Annotated in this window: 21 protein-coding genes and 2 pseudogenes; 4 read left to right on the top strand and 19 right to left on the bottom strand. The window is 64.3% G+C overall.

Annotated features, from left to right (window positions below; translation table 11 throughout):
• Nucleotides 1-8 precede the first annotated feature (8 nt).
• The 3 genes from FA743_RS17990 to FA743_RS17980 are packed head-to-tail and all read right to left on the bottom strand — an operon-like array spanning nucleotide 9 to nucleotide 5,318.
• A complete protein-coding gene (locus tag FA743_RS17990) occupies nucleotides 9-3,980 on the bottom strand; it encodes a baseplate multidomain protein megatron (protein ID WP_136887468.1) in 3,972 nt (1,323 codons plus the stop codon).
• Nucleotides 3,981-3,990: 10 nt separating this feature from the next.
• On the bottom strand, nucleotides 3,991-4,431 hold the full coding sequence (locus tag FA743_RS17985; protein WP_211242318.1) for an NlpC/P60 family protein: 441 nt from the start codon (nucleotides 4,429-4,431) through the stop codon (nucleotides 3,991-3,993).
• Nucleotides 4,431-5,318, bottom strand: coding sequence for a DUF2163 domain-containing protein (locus FA743_RS17980; RefSeq protein WP_136887466.1), 888 nt, complete (start codon nucleotides 5,316-5,318; stop codon nucleotides 4,431-4,433). The genes FA743_RS17985 and FA743_RS17980 overlap by 1 nt, the downstream gene beginning before the upstream one ends.
• A 74-nt stretch (nucleotides 5,319-5,392) precedes the next feature.
• Between FA743_RS17980 and FA743_RS17975 the strand changes: the two genes are divergently transcribed.
• Nucleotides 5,393-5,578 (top strand): hypothetical protein, encoded by a 186-nt coding sequence (locus FA743_RS17975; protein WP_136887465.1) that lies wholly within the window; start codon nucleotides 5,393-5,395, stop codon nucleotides 5,576-5,578.
• Nucleotides 5,579-5,630: 52 nt separating this feature from the next.
• Here FA743_RS17975 and FA743_RS17970 read toward each other — a convergent pair whose 3' ends face one another.
• Together FA743_RS17970 and FA743_RS20965 are read right to left on the bottom strand one after the other, a co-directional pair.
• Nucleotides 5,631-6,257: a DUF2460 domain-containing protein gene (locus tag FA743_RS17970; RefSeq protein ID WP_136887464.1), complete on the bottom strand. Its 627-nt coding sequence runs from the start codon at nucleotides 6,255-6,257 to the stop codon at nucleotides 5,631-5,633.
• Nucleotides 6,257-8,740, bottom strand: a pseudogene (locus FA743_RS20965) (phage tail tape measure C-terminal domain-containing protein). Before FA743_RS20965 ends, FA743_RS17970 begins: the two are co-directional and overlap by 1 nt.
• Before the next feature lie 70 nt (nucleotides 8,741-8,810).
• Between FA743_RS20965 and FA743_RS17960 the strand changes: the two are divergent.
• Both FA743_RS17960 and FA743_RS17955 read left to right on the top strand, forming a co-directional pair.
• The gene (locus FA743_RS17960; RefSeq protein WP_136887463.1) at nucleotides 8,811-9,023 is read left to right on the top strand and encodes an AbrB/MazE/SpoVT family DNA-binding domain-containing protein; all 213 of its coding nucleotides are present in this window, start codon (nucleotides 8,811-8,813) and stop codon (nucleotides 9,021-9,023) included.
• Nucleotides 9,023-9,406: a type II toxin-antitoxin system VapC family toxin gene (locus tag FA743_RS17955; RefSeq protein ID WP_136887462.1), complete on the top strand. Its 384-nt coding sequence runs from the start codon at nucleotides 9,023-9,025 to the stop codon at nucleotides 9,404-9,406. Before FA743_RS17960 ends, FA743_RS17955 begins: the two co-directional genes overlap by 1 nt.
• Here FA743_RS17955 and FA743_RS17950 read toward each other — a convergent pair.
• From FA743_RS17950 to FA743_RS17885, 14 genes are all read right to left on the bottom strand, one after another.
• Nucleotides 9,396-9,608 (bottom strand): DUF7697 family protein, encoded by a 213-nt coding sequence (locus FA743_RS17950; RefSeq protein WP_246055036.1) that lies wholly within the window; start codon nucleotides 9,606-9,608, stop codon nucleotides 9,396-9,398. The two genes, FA743_RS17955 and FA743_RS17950, sit on opposite strands and share 11 nt — an antisense overlap.
• Before the next feature lie 29 nt (nucleotides 9,609-9,637).
• Complete coding sequence (locus FA743_RS17945; protein ID WP_136887460.1) at nucleotides 9,638-10,075, bottom strand: hypothetical protein; 438 nt, start codon at nucleotides 10,073-10,075, stop codon at nucleotides 9,638-9,640.
• A 2-nt stretch (nucleotides 10,076-10,077) separates the two neighbouring features.
• The gene (locus FA743_RS17940; RefSeq protein ID WP_136887459.1) at nucleotides 10,078-11,016 is read right to left on the bottom strand and encodes a phage tail tube protein; all 939 of its coding nucleotides are present in this window, start codon (nucleotides 11,014-11,016) and stop codon (nucleotides 10,078-10,080) included.
• A gap of 24 nt (nucleotides 11,017-11,040) precedes the next feature.
• Nucleotides 11,041-11,463, bottom strand: coding sequence for an acyl-CoA transferase (locus FA743_RS17935; RefSeq protein WP_136887476.1), 423 nt, complete (start codon nucleotides 11,461-11,463; stop codon nucleotides 11,041-11,043).
• 199 nt (nucleotides 11,464-11,662) lie between these two features.
• Complete coding sequence (locus tag FA743_RS17930; protein ID WP_136887458.1) at nucleotides 11,663-12,043, bottom strand: hypothetical protein; 381 nt, start codon at nucleotides 12,041-12,043, stop codon at nucleotides 11,663-11,665.
• 530 nt (nucleotides 12,044-12,573) lie between these two features.
• Nucleotides 12,574-13,194, bottom strand: coding sequence for a DUF6441 family protein (locus FA743_RS17925; RefSeq protein WP_136887457.1), 621 nt, complete (start codon nucleotides 13,192-13,194; stop codon nucleotides 12,574-12,576).
• Complete coding sequence (locus tag FA743_RS17920) at nucleotides 13,191-13,505, bottom strand: head-tail joining protein (RefSeq protein ID WP_136887456.1); 315 nt, start codon at nucleotides 13,503-13,505, stop codon at nucleotides 13,191-13,193. The genes FA743_RS17925 and FA743_RS17920 overlap by 4 nt, the downstream gene beginning before the upstream one ends.
• A gap of 12 nt (nucleotides 13,506-13,517) precedes the next feature.
• Nucleotides 13,518-14,540 (bottom strand): major capsid protein, encoded by a 1,023-nt coding sequence (locus tag FA743_RS17915; protein ID WP_136887455.1) that lies wholly within the window; start codon nucleotides 14,538-14,540, stop codon nucleotides 13,518-13,520.
• Between the two features lie 79 nt (nucleotides 14,541-14,619).
• Nucleotides 14,620-15,000: a head decoration protein gene (locus tag FA743_RS17910; RefSeq protein ID WP_136887454.1), complete on the bottom strand. Its 381-nt coding sequence runs from the start codon at nucleotides 14,998-15,000 to the stop codon at nucleotides 14,620-14,622.
• 53 nt (nucleotides 15,001-15,053) lie between these two features.
• Complete coding sequence (locus FA743_RS17905; protein WP_169308932.1) at nucleotides 15,054-16,397, bottom strand: S49 family peptidase; 1,344 nt, start codon at nucleotides 16,395-16,397, stop codon at nucleotides 15,054-15,056.
• Entirely contained in the window at nucleotides 16,397-17,905 is a 1,509-nt protein-coding gene (locus FA743_RS17900) for a phage portal protein (RefSeq protein ID WP_136887452.1), read from the bottom strand. Before FA743_RS17900 ends, FA743_RS17905 begins: the two co-directional genes overlap by 1 nt.
• A gap of 3 nt (nucleotides 17,906-17,908) precedes the next feature.
• Nucleotides 17,909-18,124, bottom strand: coding sequence for a phage head-tail joining protein (locus tag FA743_RS17895; RefSeq protein WP_136887451.1), 216 nt, complete (start codon nucleotides 18,122-18,124; stop codon nucleotides 17,909-17,911).
• A gap of 1 nt (nucleotide 18,125) precedes the next feature.
• Nucleotides 18,126-20,177 carry a phage terminase large subunit family protein gene (locus FA743_RS17890; protein WP_136887450.1) on the bottom strand — a complete coding sequence of 684 codons (2,052 nt, stop codon included), beginning with the start codon at nucleotides 20,175-20,177 and terminating at the stop codon, nucleotides 18,126-18,128.
• Nucleotides 20,125-20,670, bottom strand: coding sequence for a hypothetical protein (locus FA743_RS17885; RefSeq protein ID WP_136887449.1), 546 nt, complete (start codon nucleotides 20,668-20,670; stop codon nucleotides 20,125-20,127). The genes FA743_RS17890 and FA743_RS17885 overlap by 53 nt, the downstream gene beginning before the upstream one ends.
• A gap of 243 nt (nucleotides 20,671-20,913) precedes the next feature.
• On the opposite strand from FA743_RS17885, the pseudogene FA743_RS17880 reads away from it, so the two are divergent.
• Nucleotides 20,914-21,033, top strand: a pseudogene (locus FA743_RS17880) (IS5/IS1182 family transposase); the annotation flags it as partial.

The raw sequence follows: 21,033 nt of genomic DNA, 5'->3' as shown, positions 1-21,033 counted from the left end.
TCCTGCTTTCAGAAGGTGAGCGTGACGGCTTGGGGCGCGCCCCGCCCGACGAGGGCGGAGAGCTGGTAGATACGCAGGCTGAGGCTGTCGCCGGGACCCAGCAGCCGGCCCCAATCCGCTGTCTGCTGAGCGGCGGTGTAAAGAGCGCTAGTTGTGGGGGTACTGAGCGTGTGCCTGACACCCCCGGCCTGCAGAACTTCAACCTCGGAGGCCTCGAAGTCCTCTGCCAGCGGCACCTCGCCCTGGCCCCAGCGATCCGCGGCCAGTGATCGCGACCGACGCGTCCAGCGGATGGTCAGATCGCCGGGGCGGCGTGCTCGGCGCCAAGGCTGCTCAACATGGGCGACTGAGAAGGGCGATAGCCCGTGACCTTCGGGTGTGAAGGCAAGCGCGGTATAGCTGTCATCGCCGAGGGGGCGCCGGGTAGGCCCTATGCGCCAGTTGGCGGGCAAGCCCAGATCAGCCTCAGCGATCGGAAGCGGCGTCAGCGCAGCATCGAGAACCACGACGCGCGCGCCCGCAGGTACAACATGGGCCATTACCTCTTCCGTGCCGCGCTGCCCGCGCAACAGCCGGGACAAACGATAGCGGCCCGGTGCGATCAGCTCTGCGCGCCCAGCCTGCACGATCTCCCATTCGCCCGGCCGCGCTTCGATCGCCAGCGCATTGGCGCCGCCAAACAGCGCCACGTCCGTGACGCTCTCCAGGGTGCCGTGGAATAGGTCGATGATGAGGACATTGCCCAAATCGAAACGCGAGACCGGCCCAGCATAGAAGTCCGAAACCAAAGCCCCGATCCGCGCCCGGCGGCTGACGGTGGTCAGTAGCTCGAACCCGTCATCCGCGCCGCTGCGAAACACCGCCATCTGCCCCGGCCAGGGCTTGGAATAGGCTGCCACAAAGGGCCGATGCGCCGGCTGGTCCTCCCGCAGCTGGGGCAGATCCAGCAGAAGGACCTCGGGCGTGCCGAAGACTGCAGGTGTCGTCAGCGACACGGGTCGCACGGCGCCGGGGGGCAGGTCATAGATGGACCGGTCCTGCCGCACCGCCTCGATGCTCCGGGCATCGTTGTCAGAGACGGATACCAGCCGCATCTCGGTGTTGCGGCCGTTGTGGTCGAGGAGGATCACATCGCCGGGGTCCAGCGCGAGCCGGGAGGCCGGCAAACGAAACACGGCCGTCTCACGCCCCACCCACGCCTCCAGTAGCGCGCGCCTGCAACGCCGCTCCGCCTCCTCGGGCGGGACCGCGACGGGGAAGGCCTCCGAGGCAATGCGCGTGCTGTCGACCGTGACGCGCCGCGCCTCGACCTGGGCGGCATCATAATCCTCATCGGCCCGGGCCACCTGCCACTTCAGCGCCTGCGGCAGTTCGGTCTCCTGCGCCCGGGTCAGCTCCATGGCCTCGCCCTGTGCAGATCCAGACGCGACCATCTCGTCCGCAGTCACCGTGGAGCTGGCTACCCTGCCGCGCATCAAGAAGCGGATGCGACCTTCACTCTCGATGGCGTCGAAACTGAAATGCCGGGCAAGGGTGCTGATCGAGGCCCGCGGCGCCTCCAGCGCCGAGAGTACGTAGCCTTCGACCGCGCCCCAGAGGGCGGATACATCGATCTGTTCTTCGGGCATCCCCGCGCGCAGGCAAAGGTGCCGGACCAGGGCGGCGAGTGACACTGAACCCAAGCGTCCGGTCAGCCAATGCCCCAGTTGCCAGTTCGGGCCATCGGTCCAGATGTCGCTGATACCGGGAAAAAACGCATAGGGCCGGGCATCCCAGGTCCAGGCTGTACATTCCGGCAGATGCACCATGCGCGACCCGGTGATGGTCGAGGTCGGATTGTTGGCTGCATCGCTCCACCAGAGGTACGTCGCCTCCAGATAGGCCCGCTGGATGGCATCGTCTCTGCCACCGCGGGAGAAATACGGGGTGAAACTCTCCGAGGATTTCGAGTCGAAGAACACATTCGGCTGGTTGGTACCGCGATCAACCGCTGGGCAGCCGAGCTCGGTGAACCAGATTGGCTTGGATTGCGGTGCCCATGCAGTCGGCGACCTACTTTCCACGCCGCCGGGGCGATTGAAATGCGGTTGCGACCACCAGGCGCGCAGATCCTTGAAGCGAAACACCCACGGTTTGCCGATGCCGCCATCGGTGATCGGCGTGCGGATCTGCGCCTCCCTGTCAGCGGGGCTGGCATAGAACCATTCAAACCCCTCACCGCCGGCGATGTTGGCTTGCAGGTAAGTCCTGTCATAGATTCCCGGCGCTAGGGTGGCGTCCAGATGCTCGGATCCGTCGCGCCAGTCTGACAGCGGCATGTAATTGTCGATGCCGATGAAATCGATGTTCGCATCTGCCCAGAGCGGATCAAGGTGGAAGAACACATCGCCGCTGCCATCACTGGGGTGGTGGCCGAAATACTCCGACCAGTCAGCGGCATAGCCAATCTTGGTGCCCGGCCCGAGGATCGCACGAACATCGGCGGCCAGATCCCGGAATGCCTGAACGGCAGGATATGTGGCAGGCCCGGAGCGGATCGTGGTGAGTCCCGGCATCTCCGAGCCGATGAGGAAAGTGTCGACGCCACCGGCGGCTTGGCAGAGATGAGCGTAATGCAGGATCATCCGACGCAAACCCCAGTCGCTCTCACGGCCGGTCCATCGGACGTTCTCGCCCGCTACGCTGAAATCCCAAGGCGTGGCATTGCCGAACAATGCTGCCACCTGGACCTCCGCCGCAGCCGTTTTGTCGACCGAGCCAGCAGACCCCGCTGCTGGTGAGCAGGTGATCCGGCCCCGCCAGGGGAAGGTGGGTTGCCCCAGGGATGCGGCAATGTCCGAGTAGGGGTCTGGCAGCGCGTTGCCTGCAGGCACATCCATTAGCAGGAAGGGGTAAAACGTCACCCGCAGCCCACGCGCTTTTATCTCCTGAATCGCCTGCACCACCGCGAAATCCGCCGGAGTGCCGCCATAGACCGGACGACCCTCGCCATCCCGGCTGACTAGGAACGCGTTGCCACGATCAACGCCACTCACGGACCAGGACGAGGGGGTTGTGACTTTGTCTAAGACCTCCACGCCGGGCCTGACTATGCAGCTGCCTGCCCGCAGATCATCCCCGAACCAGGCCACGACCAGACTGACGCTTTCCACGGCCGGGGCCATGGCCTGCAACCGGTCCAGCGCCACGGAGATGTCAGCCGTGTCCGCGATTGCGTTCAGGTTCTCGGCCACCGTTGCGCCACCTGGGCCGCTGGATTTTTTGATCGGCGTCGTGGCATAGGTGAACTCTCCTGAGGCAGGGATCAACGTTACGGCGCGCACCAACCCCTCAGCCGTGTCGGGGTCGGCCAGCGGCCGGAATACCTCAAAGCTCAGCTGGGGCAGACGATTGCCAAAGGCACTCAGGTCCAGCTCCTCGAAGACTACATAGGCCGTGCCCCGATAGGCGGGTGTCGTGCCGGTCCCAGTGGTTGCTGCGATGAACGGATCCGGAGATTGTGCCTCATCGCCGGGATACCAGCGCCAGGTCACACCGGTCAGGTCCATAATCTTGCCGTCCGCCCAGATACGGCCGATACCGGTGATCGCCCCCTCGCACAGCGCCACCGCAAAGGACGCCGAGTAGAGATACTCCGTGGTGCGGATCTCGGGTCCACCGCCTTTGCCGCCACCCTGGCTGGTGGTTCGGGTGTCCTCGCGGAAATCGGTGGCCCAGATGATGGTGCCGCCGATACGCATCCGCCCGAAGAGCCGGGGGATCACCGCACCTTCGCTGGCCGAGGTGATCCGCAGGCTGTCCAGCCGTGCGCCTTCGATGCGCTGGGCAGGGGCGAGTGAGGACACGATCCAGCTGTCGACGACAGAGCCGGCTGCAGATCCGAGCATCCCACCGATCGCAGCACCGGAAAATCCGAGCACGGCACCGCCGAATCCAGACCTAATCGCGGTGCCAACGGCGCCGAGAACCAAAGTTGCCATGATGAAAATCTCAGATGTTGTGGGGGCGAGGAAACAAGAAGGCGAAGGCGATGCGTCGTCGCCAGGCCAGCGTGAGCGTTTCTTCGATGACACCCAGCCGCTCGTAGGAATGAATGAAGCTAGCCGAGCCGGTCAGGATGCCGACATGCTTGGCCATGGCCCGCGGCGTCATTCGAAACAGCACCAGCGCCCCGGGACCAGCCTCATGCGGTCCAACCTGGGGCATCATGCGCTGCGCGCCATTGGCCAGCACTTCGTGCGAGCCGCTCTCGCCCCAGTCCCGACTGTAGGGTGGGATCGGAAACGGCTCTGGCCCAACGACCTCACGCCAGACGCCGCGGGCGAGACCAAGGCAATCGCAGCCCACGCTTTTTAGGCTGGCTTGGTCATGGTAGGGCGTGCCCAGCCAGCCGCGGGCTGCGGCAATGACGCGGTCCGGATCTGCATGCATCACAGCACGCTGCCATCGTTGCTCTCGCCCTGGCTGGCATAACGCAACACTGCATCTTGCCCGGGGATGTGCGGAAAGCCGCGGAAGTTGGCGGCATTCGCGAATTTTCCGCTGCAGGTGGCCATGCGCTTGTCGCAGCCCGCGTGAATGGTGAAGGCGTCGCCGGCCGTGAGCGCGCAAACGGGGGCTCCCAGCAGCGTCAAGGCAACGGAGCCATCGGTGGACCGGTCATGTGTCAGGACCTCGGCCTGGCGGCCGGCACTTGCACCGCTGGTCCAACTGATCGTGCCACCCGTGAACCAGCCGGTGGCATACCCGCTAAGACCAGTGGCGAGAAACGCGCGGTCGCGCAGGGGGTCGATGACGCTTCCGGTGCCACGGTAGGCACTGCTCTCAAGGTCAAACTTGCACCGGGTATCGCCCAAGGCCGCATCACAGCCCGCCTGGAACGTCCGCCCCACGGTCTGACCCAGCACATGCGCCATGGACCGGACCTCGGCAACAAAGGCCATGCGCCCCCGCCTGATCTGACCGACCGCACCGCGCCGCATCAATACGCGCTGCTGGGGATCTATCCAGTTCACCCGCCACAGCTCCACGCGGGCATTGTCCCAGCGTCCGTCCAGGATGTCGGTCTCCGTGATCCTGTCTGAAGTCAGCACCCCGGCCGCATCCTGGGCGTCCACAGCCAGATCGGAACCGGAGCGGATTTCCGAGGCAGCAAGCCCGCTCTCCGGCTCAAAGGAGGTTCCGTCAAACGCCAGTACCTGGTCATGGTCGGTGAACCCGAGTGCCACGCCGTCGGCACGGGACAGCCGCCAGCACCAGCACAGCGTTGTTGTCCCATCGTCGAGATGGGCCTGCAGGGTGGCGTTAAGCGTCTTCACGGGATGTCCTTGAGTTAGGGGACTGTGCACGCCATTCTGCGCGCACGATCGGTGCGTTAGGGGTGAGTGAGATTATGGTGCATCTGGTTACTGACGATCCTGGGACTGTCAGCAGGGCCGAGGGGCCAGATGAGCTCGATCGCACCGACATCGTCGTCGAGGTCGTCGGCTTCGCAAAGTTTCTGGCCGCGCTGAGGCAAGAAACGTTGTTGAACGACCGGCTCTCCGCGTTGCTCGGCGGCGAGCCCTCGTGGGCGTGATCGCAGCTGTCTTGTCGTACCTGTCGCGTTCCGACTTGGTCGAAAGACTGGGTTAGCGTCGGATTTCCATGAGGGGGATGGAGGTGATCGAGCCCAGCCGCTCGAGATCCAGCGTGACATCGAGCATGTCGGTGTCGAAGCGGACCGGAACGTCGAACTCGAAGCCCGTGGTGATAGCCATGCCGGCGGGCGGCGCGGTGGCGAAAGCTACGATGCCCGTTGCCGCATCGACGGTCCAACCGCTGGCCGGCTCGATACCGTTCACTGCTACTCGCACCGTGCCAGTGACGGGCTTGACGATGGCCCGCGCCCAGCTCTGCCCGCCTGACACGTATCGCTTGATGAGGGAGAAGTTGGCAGTGGACCCATCGCCGGTCCCGATCCGCTGATCCACCGGGCTGACCGGTTGCGACGGCAGCCCCGATTTGTAATCGGCCCAATCTTTGTACCGAAACCCATACAGCCGACCATTGCGCGCCTCAAAGAACGCAACCACCGCGGCCAGATCGTCGGCGCGGCGGATGCCATAGGCGACATCATAGCGACGACGAGAGTTTGCCCAGCTGGCATTGCGCTCCTCATCGCCGCGGGCCAGCTCGACGATCTGGGTTCGCCTCTCCGGGCCACCGCGGGCGCCGCGGCTGATATTATCCGGAAACCGGATCTCATGAAACGCCATCAGAGACTCCTTCTGCCCAGCGACACGGCGCGGGCAATATCGGCGGCCACCTGGCTGCGAGACTGCCGGAAGCTCTCGGCATCGCGCGCCATGATGGTGACATTGACAGAAGGGGCGCTGCCCTGACCGTAGCCTGCCGCCTCCCGCCGCGAGAGCACGCGTTCCCCGCGTTGCAGGATCGCCGGGACCTCGTCTGGCCTGAGGCCGGCCCAGCCGCCCGAATGCATGCGCGGCGCGCCTGCGAAGGCCATGGCGGGGACCATCCGTCCGGGCCCCGGAGCGCCGGCCATACCACCCGCATGCAGGATATCGGCAAACATGCCGCTTGCGCCGCCCAGCGCCCCGGAGAGAGCGCTGGCGATCGGTCCGAGCAGAAAGCGCCGCGCCGCCAGTCGGGCAAGATCGGCGATCATCGCGGTGACCAGGTCTCGGAAACCCAGCCTGCCGGAGGTCACGAACTCGCCCACGGCATTCTCGGCCGACGTGAACGCGCTGGTCAGTGCCTGACCAATGTCGCCGCCGATCTCATGGGCTTTGGTCGCATAGTCCGCGAGTGCCGCAGTGACTGCCCGCCATCCTGTGGCAGCAACGTCGGCGGCTTCCTTCGCGGCGCCACCCGCACCCCGGGAGGCTTCTCCAGCACCGCCCGCTGCCCGCCCAGCGCCCTCCGCGGCTGCGCCGGCGCGATCCATGCTGGTGGTGAGGGCATCGGCCGCTGTGCTCGCGTCGGTCAGCGCGGTATCTGCCTCTGTTCCTGTGCTGGCTACCGCATTTTGCAGTACCTGCCAGCTGGCCAAAGGCCGGGCTGCTGCATCCGATAGCATCCCCGCGGCTTCGGTGTAGGCAGCGGATCGAGCACGAGCGTCTTCGGCCCTGGCACCAAGGCCGGTGTCGGGCGGCTCCAGATAGCGCCGCGACATGGCGGCGGCGAAAGCGTCACTGGCTGAGCCTCCCGCCGCCTCGGCCGATCCGGCAAAGGGATAGTCGATCCGGCCCAGGGTCAGCGGGTCCAACGCGCCAATTCGGACGCCATCCTCTCCCACCGCCCAATCGGGCAGTAACGCGAGCGCCGCATTCAGCGTGGTGATGAAGCTGTTGATCCGGGTGGTCACACCGTTCAGCATCGCCTCGATGCCGCTGATAAGCCCGTTGGCCGCTTGGAAGGCAAAGTCGCCAATCGCTGCAGGCAGGCGCTTCCAGATGGCAATTGCCGCATCATAGGCGCCTTGGAACACGGCAGCTGCTCGATCGCCGAAGCTGACAACGCCGGTGATGGTACCACCGAGTGCTTACAACCCGGAAGCTTTAAGACCTTCCCAACCAGCGCCCATCCGGGCAAAGGCCGCATCCAAGGTTAGCCCCATGCGCGACCAGACCTCTGAGGCCAGGTTGGACAACAGCCGGAAGGCTTCGCCGACACCGCCGACCCGGGCCACGAGGGTGCTGAACTGATAGACCAGCTCGCCAGCGCCGACGATCAGCGCACCGACCCCGGTGCGGATCAACGCCCCGCGCAGCACGACCAGTGCGGTTGCCAGGCCGCGCACGGACAGCGCTGCTGCGGCCAGCCCCGCCACCCAGCGTCCGGCCATGAACGCTGCAAACGTCCCGGCATAGGTCGTCAGCCGGCCGAGGTTCTCGCCCAGCGCATCGATAGACCTGCGCAGGATGCCGCCCTCAGAGGCCAGCGCCACGAAGACTGACGCCAGTGCACCGAGGCTCGGCGCTACTGCCACTGCGATGCGGTTACGAAGGCCCTCGAAGACCAGCGACACGGTGCCCAGTGCCACTTCGGTTCGGCGCAGGGCGGCAAGGGCATCGCCGTCCAGCACCGCCCCAAGGCTGGATGCCTGGGCGCCCAGCCGAGCCATCTCCGTGCCGCCGCCCCGCAGCAGCGGCAGCAGCCGGGTGGCGTCAGACGCCATAGCCTCCAGATAGAAGGTCATCTCCTGTTGTGAGAGCCCGGCGCGTTCCAGCGTGTCGATGTAGAGCTGTAGCGCCTCAGGGCCAGACAGACGGGCAAACTGATCGGCCGTGACACCAACCTTCGGGGCAACGCTCTCGAAGAAGTCGGCCATCGGCCCGCCGCCGGTCTGCAGGAAATCACCGACCCGGTCGTTCACGTCCTTCAGGATATCGGCCAGCTTCTCCTGCTCGATCCCCACGGTCCGTGCGCCCGCCGACCAGCGTTGGAAGGCCTCAGGCGTGGCGTTGGCGATCTGCGAGAACTGCCGGATCTGGGCTGCGCTTTCGACGGTGGACCGGACGATCAACCCGAGGGACGCGGTGGCGGCGGCGGCGGCCGCGGACATGGCGATCGCCGTGCGACGCGCGAATGCCGCCAGCCGCGTGTTGGCCAGCTCCATCTCCCGCGACAGCCGCCCGAAGCCCTGCGCACCTGCTTCCCCAACGCCCGTCAGTTCAGCGCGCACTTGCCTTCCGCCCTCCGCCACCAGGCGGACGGAGACACGTTTCTCAGTCATGGGTCAGGATCCTTGATTTAGCGACGTTATCGTCTTACGTTTTTGGCATCGATAGAGAGGTGGTATGATCATGTCTGAGACCGCAACACTGTCCTCGAAGTTCCAGATCTCAATCCCCAAGGCGATCCGGACGGCGCAGCACTGGGAAGCCGGGCTAACCTTCGCCTTCATTCCCAAGGGTACCGGGGTTCTTTTGGTCCCGGTCCCGAAGCGCGACGCGCTCCAGGGCATCGCGCGCGGAGCGTCTGCCACAGACTACCGTGATCGCGCCGACCGGTTCTGATGCGCGTGGTCGTCGATACCTCGGCCTGGATCGAATGGCTGACCGGGTCACCGACCGCCGAGCAGATCGCCGGGCACCTGCCCGATCAGGAGGACTGGCTGGTGCCGACCATGGTTCAGCTGGAGCTGGCCAAATGGCTGACCCGGGCAGTGGGCGAGGACAAAGCCGATCAGGTCATCGCCTTCACCCAGGTCTGTCAGGTGGTCGCACTGGATACCGAAATTGCCCTCGCGGCGGCTGATGCTTGTCGCGTGCATAAACTTGCCAGCGCGGATGCCATCATCTTTGCCACCGCCCGGACGCAGGGGGCGACGCTGCTGACCTGCGACGCGCATTTCGAGGGGCTGGAGGGCGTGACGCTGATCCGGAAGGTCACGACCTGACGTCTGAAGCGTCGTTGCCGGTCATCTGCTCATTCAGCTTGTGGACCATCACTGCCTCGATCTCCGGCAGCAGTTCGGCCACGATCAGTGGATTGATCCCCAGCGCAGTGGCGAGAGCCAGCGCCGCACTAATGTCCCAGCCAATCACCGCACCGGGGATCACCCGCAGCTGGCCGCCCAAGCGTCCGACCAGATCCCACACCTGCCAGCCATCCTGCGTCAGCGGCCGGTTCAGCCGCGCTGGGCAGTCCGGGCAGGGGCCGGCACATGCGGCGCAGTATCGATCGCCCCCGCCGAAGGACCAGTCGGCGAGGGCGCGGAGACGTTTTTTTCCGCGTCCAGCATCAGCCCACGGGCGACATACTGGGTCTGGAACGCCTCGAACACTGGCCAGATGTTCAGCAAAGCATCGATGCCTTCCGGCGATACCGGGATCGCGTCGCCTGCGTCGTCACCGACACCCTCCCAGTCGAGCACTGCCCGCCGGGCCACGGCCTTAGCCATAATCAGCGCCATCTCCTCCTGACTGGCATTGTCGGTTAGCTCTTCGATGGCGGGATCGGCTCTGACGGAAACCATTAGCGCAGTGGTCAGGGGCGCGACCTGCAAATGCAGGCCGGGTGCCAGTTCCAGCCACTGGGGACCGACGGTCAGGTTCAGTCGGATCATGGTCAGTAACTCGCGATGCTGTTGATGAGGGTGGCGGAACACATCCGCGCGGGGCTGGTGGCTTTGGCGGCCTGCCAGTCAAAGCTGGCCTGCACACCCTGCGGCCCGGCGATCTCGATCCGCGGGCGGGGCAGATACACGGCATGGGCGGTGAAGGTGAAACTGGCGCCGGCGGTGAGGCTGTAGCTGAACTCGAGCTCGCATGGTGCGCCGTCGATGGCTTGGGTGACCAGCGCGCTGTCCGCGAACCGCACCTCGATCCGGCCGGTCAAAGCAGCCATGGTTGGATCAGCGCCATCAATCCGACCGTCGCCGCGGATGGTCTCGATCCGGTCAAGGTTGTTGGAATAGGTAATCTCGGCCGAGACCACGTTGCCCAGCGCGGTGCCGTTGCGCCTCACCGTGCCGTTGAAATGCCCGAAGCGCTGCAGACCGAGGGTGGAGGGTGTTCCGGCCGCTGTTGCTGCAGCGATGGTCTCCCCCTGCGCGATCAGCCGAGCGGTGGCGGTGAGCAGGCCTGAGCGCTGCATCTGCCAGGACAGCTGATCCAGCACACAGCCGGAATACATCGCGAAGCGCGGGACCTCAGGCATTGCCGTCTCAATCGACATGCTGGGCAGGGTCCAGTTGCCGGATTGGAAGCTGTGGGTCTTGGACGTGGTGCCGCTGGTGGTCGGTTGCCCGAACGCGGCCTTCAGCCAATAGCCAAAAGCCTCGACATCGATCGGCACCACCACCTCGCCGTCCGCGGTGACTCCGTCCTTGATCGGCGCCAGCGGATCGCGCCCATAGCCCAGCAGCTCAGATGTTAGCAGCGGTTGTTCAGAGCCCAGCGTCGTCCGGGCGAATGGCATCAGCCGAAAACCCGTGGTGGGCGGGGTGCCGTAGACAGTTTCATACGCAAGCGCCATCTGCGCCCGCGCGCCTTGCGCACGTGCCATGAGTGGTTCCTTGATGTTGGGGGGTCAGGCCAGCGGGCTGGCAGTGGTGTAGTGCAGGACAACGGTGATCACCGCCGCCTTGATCGCGGCGGCACCCTCAACTGGGAGATCGACCGGGACAGGAGCCTCTGGTTCGACCCAGTCACAGAGGCCATTAAGGGTGGGGTCGGCAGTCAGCGCCGACCCGATGGCGGCGATCAGCGTGTCAAAGGCTACAGGACGATCGGATCCTGCTTGAACAACGACCTCGAGCTCCGCCCGATGCTGGTAGTGATAGCGCAGCGGCGACAGCGTGACATCCGGTTCGCCCGGCTGGCCATCGCGTAGGATGATCAGGCCCGCGGGCGGGATCCGTTCAGGGAGGACCCCGTCGCGCAAGACAATGGCTGCAAGCGGCTGCAGCCGTGCATGCAGCGAAGCGAGTACGGATTCGCGAGTGCTGGGCATGGCGACCAACTTATTACTTGGAGGTAGCGGCTAAAGCAGGTCAGGAAGCTTTGATTACTAACTTCGTTAAAGCTGATTTCGTAAAAAATTTGCTTTCGCCTCAAAACTCAATCTGCCAAAGAGCTAATTATTTTAGAATATTTAACCGCATAATACAAATCGCATTGTGTTAAATAAATTAATATCTTGAAGCAAATTTTCATAAGAAAAATACGAAAATAGCCAAAATCCCGAGCCAAACTAGAACGGCAACGGTTATGGAGTTTTTGACTGTAGAATATCGTCCATCTTTAAGTTCCTCTACTTGTTTTGCACGGTCATTTTCGTTACATATTGTTGAAACATTATTAACAATTTGGGCTAAATAATTGTAACTTATAGCAAACATAACGAGAGTCACTATGATGCCGATAAGAAAAAGGATTCGAAATAAGAACGGCGGACTGGCATCTGCTCCAGGAGCTAATCGCAGAATTAGAGCTGATGTGGTTGCAAAAAAAGCAACGACAGTTATGCCTGTCTTGGGTAGTTCCATAAATATTTTTTGGAGCTCGACTTCATCTTTGCTGGCAAGTTTCATTTGCGGTGAGCCTCCTTTTTTTCACGGGTAATCGGATCCCAGAATATCTTTGGGCACCGCGATGCATTGAATTTCATCAACCTGCGGTTCATTTCCTGAACTGATAGATTTCTCTTAACCAACCAATAGTGTACTTTTCTTTCCGCATTCCGCAGATGCGTCTGCGCACCTCGAAGCATTTGTCTGCGATTCTTAACATTGATCGGGGGGAGATCATTGTTGGAGAGTGCAGCAGCCACATCAGTGCAGACCCTTACCATATCTGGCGAAGCCAAATGCTTCGCATGTGATTTCGGTACGCCCTTCGCCAAAGCGTGACTCTGAATGCGCCGCACAGCTCCATCCACCGAGGCTTCAATTGGCAACATATTGTGGCCTCGTTTCACGCTTTTACTATAAATTGATATAAAAATTATGAACACATAGCGTTACATGTCAATACTGCAGTAGGCCAAGATTTAATATTTTAGGCCATCTTTGCAGCTGTGCTGAGACACTTTAGCTCAGGTGAAGCAAGACAAAGATCCAAATCAGCCTCGCCACTTAACCACGATCAACCCCGGCACACCATCCACCGCGCTTTCAGCATCCCGTGCCAAATCGAGCCGTTTCTGCAGCTTAACCTGCGGCACCAACAGAAAGATCGGCACCGTCGCCACGCCGCGCCCGGTCTTAGATCGTGAAGCGACTGCCCGGCCCTTGGCGTTCAACCGCCCCTCCGCTACCAGCAGGTTCGGCCCGCGGCGGCGATACACGAACCGCAGTCGAAGACCCGTACGACGTTCCCATTCGCCGGGCGTGATCCGGCCCCCGCGGGTCGACTTGCCCGCCGCTGCTGTAGGGATCGCCAACCAGAAGCCATCCTTTGATCGGATCAACGGCCCCGCATCATGGGCGCCGACAATCACCGGGGCGTTTGACCAGACCAGCGCCGCGGCATTCAGGCTGGCGCTGGCTTTGGGATAGGTGGCCAGCCGGATCGAGTTGCCGAGCCGCATCCCCAACCCCGCGCCGGTGATTTGACCGCGCCAGGCGGTTTTCAGGCTGGTGCCGGCCTCGCGCATGGCGGCGGAGACAGCCTTTTCGCCCGCATTGATCTCCACCTGCATCAGCGCGGCAATATCGGGCTGGATGGTGAGCTTCAGCTTCATGACGGCCGAAGGTCCAGCGTCCAGATCAGCCTCTCGCGGTCACGCATGGGCTCGCCCTGAACCGTAAAGCTGTCTGTCCCGATCACGATCAGATCGCCAGAGCGGGGTGCAGCCAAATCGCTCAGCCGGACATCGACAATGGTGGTGTCGCTGACAAAGCGGCCAGCGCCGAACTCGGTGAGCTGGTCCTGGCTGCGCCGGATCACCCGGATGGTCCGTTCCTCCGAGGTGCTGCCGGAGATCCACAGGGCAGAGGTCGCCATGGACGCATGCGTGAAGATCCGGTCCATGGCACCGGCAAAGACATTCATTGCGGCCGCCCGTCAGTTCGATGTGTGCAGACGGATGGCAATCCGCGGCCGCTTGTTGACCGGTAGGATCGAGGCCTCGGTCATCAGGTCGATCCAGCGACCCTTCTCGTCGAGATGCTGTCGCGCGTAGAGAGGCAGGCCCATGGTGTTGGCCGCCTCCAGCAGGTTCGCCGGGCCGCCATAGGTGGTGAAGGTATCCATGGTGCCCAGAGGGAAGGCGATGCCTTCGCTGGCCGGCACCAGCCGTTCGGTCGCCCGGGTCGAAAGGGTCACCGTGCCAGAGTATTCCTCAAACACGATCCCGCCGAAGGGAAAGCTGCGTCGCATGTCCTCACGCAGCGGCTGGGCGCCGGTGGCGGCGTAGAATTTGTAGGCCTCTTCTGTCTTCGGGTGCGAGATCAGCCGGTCAAAGAATTCGCGGCTGACCAGGGCGTGGACGGAGGACATCGCTTCGCCCAGCAGGTTGTCCTCGACCGCCCGCAGGACCTCGCGGACCTTGCCCTGGACGTTGGTACCGGCGGTGCCGAGGACGAAGTCCACCGAGATTTGTGCCAGCCCGAACTCAGTAAAGTAGTTGTAGAGCGTAGTGCCCGCACCGTCTTTGACGATCCCGCGCAGGGCGTTCATCTCCATGTATTCGCGTGTCTGGGCATGCTTGCGGCGCATCAGAGTCAGCTTGCGGTTCATCACCTCGACCAGCGGATCCGCAGCATCATACGCGCCGAGTGCGGGCGCGCCCTGGATGTCACCGGGCAGGATCACGTCATCATGCGGGATCCAGGGCAGGGCGAAGCTGCGCATCGAGCGGCCTTCGCGGGTGCCCACCGTGGCGGGTCCACCCAGCGGCACGGAGGGTAGCAGGCTTAGCACGCCTTCGTATTGCTCGATGATCACCGACCGTTGGCTGACGCCCTCGAAACGAAAGAGGCCGATCTGACCGAGGCGGGTGTAGAGGTTGGGCAGGATATTGATGGCCTGGGTCATCTCAGCCAGCGAATAGCCGCCAGCGTCAAAGGGGTTGCGGACAAGGGTCATGGAGGGGCTCCAGGGAGGGGGAAAGGCAGCCGGACGTGATGTGGTAGCGGGATGGCTTGATGGGCGAGGCGGCCCTAGCTCAGGCGCTGTCGCGGGGGATGATGCCGACCGCGGCCAGCTGGCCGAGCTTGGTGGTGATCTTCGCGGCGTCATCGACGGTGGGATCGTAGGCAAGGCCCGCCTTTGAGACGATCGCCGGCCCCCGTGCGACGACGACGCCAACAGCATCCGCCAGGAGAGCATTCACCGGATAGAGGAGCACGGCGATGGCGGTCTGGGCGCCATCGGTCCCACCGCTGGTCGCCATGCGATAGCGGCCACTGGCAGTGATCCGCCCCAGCACCGCGCCGACGGGATAGCTGGCCCCTGCGAGCAGCGTGACCGTCTCGCGGGTGTAGTTCGGGTTGACCTCGTATTTGAGGACATCGCCCATGCTGGGCTGTTCCGTCAGGACGGGCATGGTTCAGTCTCCGTTGAGTGTGGGCGTGGTGTGCTAAGCAGACGTCCGTCGCTTCAGCGCGACGCAGCTGCAGCCTTCTTTGCCGCCGCGATGATCGGGCTGTCCTTGGCGGCGGCGGCCGCCGCCGGGGCGGAGGCGACGATGCCGGCCGCATCGCTGCGGGCAGCCAAGTCGGCCAGCACCCGGCTGCGGAGCGCTTCGGGCTTCAGACCCCTGGTGACCGCGTCGGCGGCGTCGATGGTGACCCCCAGCCGCGCGGCCTGTGCACAGACCTGTGCCACCTCGGCAGCCTCGGCGCGCACAGCGTCGGCGGACATTGCCGGGGCATTCGGCGCGGATGCGTCTGGCCCAGCTGCCGCCGGCACCTCAGAGGTATTGGTTGGTGGTGCGGCGCCGCCGGTGGACGAAGCGCTTAGCACGTTTGCTGGTCCGGTCGCGTCGGTGGGCTTATCAGTCATCATCGATCTCTTTCTGCTGGGGGAAGTGGTACCGCGTGGCGCGGCGGCGAAGGTGCGGAAGGCGGCGACGGGATCGGACACCTCGTCGGCCAAGCCTGCCGCAACGGCGTCTGCACCGCGGAACACTGCCGCTTCTGTGGCCAGTGCCGCCGCAGCGTCGAGCCGGCCGCCGCGGCCTTCGGCGACGGTCTGCGCAAAGAGCTGGCGAACAGACTCTAGTTGCGACTGCATTTTGTCGTGCACGGCCTCGGGCAGCGGCTGATACGGGTTGGCATCGATCTTGTGCGCTCCGGCATGGATCAGTGTGACAGCGATGCCCTTCTGATCCAGCGCCCCGCTCATGTCCGTATGCAGGGCGACGACGCCAATGCTGCCGACGGCGCCGGTCCGGGGCAGGGTGATCCGGTCAGCCTGGCTGGCCAGGACATAGCCTGCGGAGAGCGCATGTTCGGCCACGAAGGCGTGCACCGGTTTTTGCGCCCTCGCTGCGCGGATGCGATCGGCGAGGTCAAACGCCCCCGCCACTTCCCCGCCGAAGCTGTCGATATCCAGCGCGATGCCCCGCACGCTGGGATCGGCAAGGGCCGCCTGAAGCTGTGCGGCGATCCCCTCGTAGGAGGTCAGCCCAGAGGATTGTCCGATCCACGCCCCGCGATGCACCAACGTCCCGGCGATCTCGATTACCGCAATACCGTCGATCATCGCAAAGGGCTGGGTGCGGTTCTGCTGATTTCGCTGGGTCAGGTCCGTGCCGAAGATGGAGCCTCGTCCGGCGACGACGGCTGTGCCTTGACCTGCAGCGCCCCAGTCGAGGCCTGCGAAGCTGATCTCCTGGCCGGTGATGCGCGGCCCCAGCCCCGAGAGGAAGGCCAGCGCCTTGGCAGGATCCACCATCAGTGGCGTATTGAAAGCCCGCTGGGCGATCTGGGCGTGGTGCATCATGCGTTATCCTTGGCGGCAGGCCGATCATCAGCGCCGTCGGATGCGGCGTCGTCATCCTGATCATCCTCGTCATTGCCGGTCTTGCTATCCTTGGCCCCTGCCGCGCCGGGTCCCTGCGCGGGCGACCCAGGACGGCGGAAGTCGAGGCCGAGCGCCAGCTCGCGTTTGCGCTCGGCGGCAATCTCACGATCGACCTGCTCGGCGTCATAGCCACGCTCTGAGATCGCCTGGGTGCGGGATTTTAGGCCCGCCTCGATCTGCAGGATCTCGGCCGAGGCGTCCTTCATTGGGTCGATCCAGTCCCACTTGGTCGGCAGCCAGGCGCAGGCCTGGTATTGCCGCCGCTGGCGGTCATAATCCGGTAGGTCGATCGCGCCGGACAGGACGGCGACATCCATCCACCGCGCCCAAACCGCCCGGCAAAGCTGGAACACCATCACCCCATGCTGCCAGGACGAGATCCGGCGGCGGAACTCGACCAGCGAGATGCGGGTGTTGGAGAAGTTGCCCTTGGCCGTGTCGCCGGTCAGATAGCCGTACGGGATGCCCAGTGCTGCCGCGATTTGCAGCAGGGTCCGATATTGAAACAGCTCATAGGTCCCGCCTGAGTCCGGTGTGGCCGGTGTGGAGACATCCTCACCAGGATCCAAGCGGACCACCTGACCGGGCTCGACCTCAAGATCCTCGTCCGTCGGCTCCAGCGGCGTTTCCGGGGCAGGCGAGGTGATGAACATGGCGAACATCGCCGCGATCTTCTTCCGCTCCAGTTCGGCATCATCGTAGAGGTCCAGTGTGAAGAGCTTCACGATGGCCGCGGCAAACCGCGACACCCCGCGCAGCTGTCCGGCCTCGACCGGATCCAGCACGTGGATGACGTCGGCCGCCGGGACCCGCACCGTCTCATTGGTCAGCCCGGGATCGGTCAGATCGCCGGGATGACGGCGCAGGAAGTGATATGCCACGCGGCGGCCGATGCCGTCGAACTCGATGCCCTGCCGGATCAGCCCGGCGCCGGGTAGGGTGCGGTTCATGTCCAGGGGCAGCATCTCGGCAGGCAGCATCTGCAGTTGCAGGGGCACCGTCAGTCCGTCCTCGGCCCGGCGGGGTCGGATGCGGATGAACACCTCGCCCGACAGGAACACCTCCCGGGCCGCCCGGCGCTGCAGCCCGTAGAAATCCGTCAGCCCCTCGGCGTCGGCATCGTCGGTCCATGCTAGCCACAGGGCCTGCATCTCTTCCTTCGTTGCGGCATCCGCGATGGTTGACGAGGGCTTGATCCCATCGCCGACCACGTTGCTGGCAAAGCTCTCTATGGCGTTGGCGGCGTAGCCGTTGTTCCTGACCAGCCAGCGGGCCCGGGCCGTGATCGTGTCGCCCGAGGCGGCAATCAGCGTGTTCACATGCGCGCGGCTGGCCCGGAACCCACGCAGGCGTCGATGGGCTTGGGCGGCATCAAACCCGCCGATGATGCTGCCGATCCGCTGGCGGAACGCCTCGAACGCCATGGGTCAGAGGCCCTTTGTGGCAACGGTGCCCCAGCGCCGCCGACGCGGGGCACCCGAGAGGGCGGTGGCGATCCGTCCCTCCAGATCGGTGATGGCGTTCGCCAGCTCGCCGTCCGAGCCATAGGTGATAGTCTTGCCATCGTAGCTGACGGAGCGGATGCCCGCGTAGCGGGCTTCCTGCAGAGCTGTCAGCAAGGCCCGCATCCGGTCCAGATCCATCTCAGTCCCTCATGAAGTTTGGTGTGTAAGTCCGGCGCTTGCGGCGCGGGGGGGATGGTGATCCGGCTTTCGGTGTGGCGGACGGTGCGGGTTCGGTCGGTTGTTCGCGTGGCAGAGCTGGTCGGGTCTCGACCCCTGCCTGTTCTTCCAGTCGCCGCCATGTCGCTTCGTCAAAGCGATCGGCGCCGAGGATCCAGGCCGCGGCGCGGGCATAGACCCGGCAATCCAGCGCCTCGTTCCGTTCGCGCATCTTCTGCCATTCGGGATGGGCATAGCCGCGCTTGTTGCGCACCGTGACGAGCTGTTCGGCCACCAGCTGCTTGAGCCATTCGGTGTCAATCCAATCGGGCAGATGAACCGTGCCGGGGGCATCGAGGACACCCAGCGCCCGATCCTCGTCGGAAGGCCGCTCCAACCGGAGGAAGCGGTAGGTCTCGGTCTTGAACGTCGCTGTGGCCACCGACCACAGCCGCGCTCCGCGGCGCAACCGCCGGCCGCCGATGGTGGCATCGACGAAGGTCGGCCCCGACACCGGTGTGGCGCGGTTGAACCCTTCCAGGCCCTTGATCGGTGAGACTTGCTCAAAGCCCTGCTTGCGGGTCCAGGCGTAGACGGCCGCCGCCTCATAGCCGGTATCGATGGCCAGCTTGGCGATCACCATGGCTGCGCCATTGCTGCACACCCAAGGCCGCCCCAACATCTCAGTCAGCTTGTCCCAGCACGCCGGATCGTCCGGGCCGCCTGCAATGACGATGTGATCGATGAGCCAGCTTTCCAGACCTCGGCCCCAGGCCCAGACATCAACCTCGATCCGGTCCTTCTGCACATCAACGCCTGCGGTCAGGAACAACCCGCCCATGGGGATCTGCGCGCTGCCGTAGGCTTCGCGGCGTTCGGCCAGGCGCTGCCATTCCGGCGCGTCGCCGCTCTCCACCCATGTCTCGCCCAGGAGCGTGTTACGCGCCGCGCGCAGCATCTCCTCCGAGCCCTGCGACGCCAGCCAGTCCCGGGCGATCTGCGCCCAGCTTTTCCAGCCCAGCGGTGAATAGAGCGCCGAGAGGTGAAAGCCGATCGAGTGCGGGTCGGCTGAGACAGCCGTTGCCTGCCATTTGCCCCGCGCCAGCATCTGTGTCTTGTGATGCTCAGCGATGGGCATCTCACAGCCCTCACAATGATAGGCTGCCGTATCTGGCTGTCCTTTGTCCCAGCGCAGCCGCTCGAACTGAAGCCATTGCATCGCCCCACAATGCGGGCAGGGCACGAAGTACCGCCGCTGGTCGCTGGCCTCGAACTCGCGCTCGATCCGACTGAGACCCCGGATGGTGGGCGTCGAGACCATGAACACCTTGCGCCGGTGCGAGAAGGTCGTGGTCCGCGCCTCGGCCAGGGTGACCGGATCGCCTTCCTCGTCAGCCGAGGCCGGATAGGCGTCGACCTCGTCGAGAAAGATGTAGCGCGCCGGCATCGAGCGCAGGCCGGTGGCCGAGTTCGCACCGGTCAGCACCAGAATGCCGCCCGGGAATTCCTTGGACAGCATCGAATTGCCCGCATCCCGGGACCGGGCTGGGTTGACCCGCTCTCTAAGCGCCGGGCTTTCCGCGATCAGCGGATCCAGCCGCCCGCGCGAGGTGCGCTTGGCCATTTCCACCGTCGGCAGCACGGCGAGCATTGGCCCGGGCGCGTGGTGGATGACAAAGCCAATCCAGTTGTTGCCGGCCTCGGTCGCGCCGACCTGCGCCGCCTTCATGAAGCTGATCCGCTGCGCCGGGTGCCGCGGCGACAGCGCATCCATGATCTCACGCAGATACGGCGTCCGTGCGGTGTGGTATTGCCCCGGCTCGGCCGAGGCCCGCGACGACAGCTTGCGGTGCTGATCGGCCCATTCCGACACGGTCAGATCTGGGTCAGGGCGCATGCCCCGGCGCCAGGACCGCAAGATGTCTTCAGCGCCATCAAAGCCGAGATCGAGATCGTCCGTCAGATCATAGCTGTCGCCATCGTCACCCGACGGAGACCCGGAGATCGGCAAGGGCGTCGAGCTGCTCTCTGACATGGGTTTCCAGCACCCTCTGCAGGATCGCGGCCTCAATCATCACCGGGCGCTTCGGTTTGCCGGCTTGCTTTTCCACCTCCGCGGTAATCTCTGCGGCCATCAGGGCTGCGACCCGGCCTGGCCATGTGACCCAGACGTCCCGCTCCTGGCGCGCCAGCCGGAACACCAGCGTTTCCGCGCGGGCCCGGTCGACCAGGGTGCCTTTCTTCTTTTGGATTGCCAGCTGCCGTTCTTGTGCCTGATAGACCGTCAGCGCCGTCCGGGCTTTCAGGTAGGACGAGCTGTCGGCAGGACCGCTGAAGCCGCTATCACCGCCGGTGCTGCGGCGCTGCTGGTCGGGGTCGGTCATCTCACTCCTGCGGGCATCGGACGCCGCAGCGTTGATCGAGCCATCACCATAGACCACCAGCCGCCCGGCCTTGCGGGCCTTCTGGATCGCCCCGCGCGACAGCCCGGAATGGGCAGAGTACTCCCGCTCGCTCATCCCCTCCATGGCATGTTCAATCTCGATGATCGCAATGATATTGCTAGGTATTCAGTTGATTAAGCTTCGTGACAGAGCGACTCTGATGACAGGAAACGATGCAACTCAGCCCACGGAAACCCCGCCATGAACATCCGCCGGACCCCCGCCCAGACCGACCAGGCTTTGAACGCCTTCATCGCCGCTAGGGTCAGGATGCATTGATTTCCTCCCTGTTGCGTGATTCACGGCTCGGAAAAACGGAGCGGTGACATGAGCGACCTTTTCTGGCTGAGCGACGCGCAGATGGCGCGTCTGGAACGCTTCTTTCCGAAGTCGCACGGAAAACCGCGGGTCGATGACAGGCGGGTGTTGAGCGGGATTATCTTCATC

Source organism: Paracoccus gahaiensis (assembly GCF_005048225.1).
Lineage (GTDB): Bacteria > Pseudomonadota > Alphaproteobacteria > Rhodobacterales > Rhodobacteraceae > Paracoccus > Paracoccus gahaiensis.
This window is presented reverse-complemented; position numbering and strand designations above follow the sequence as displayed.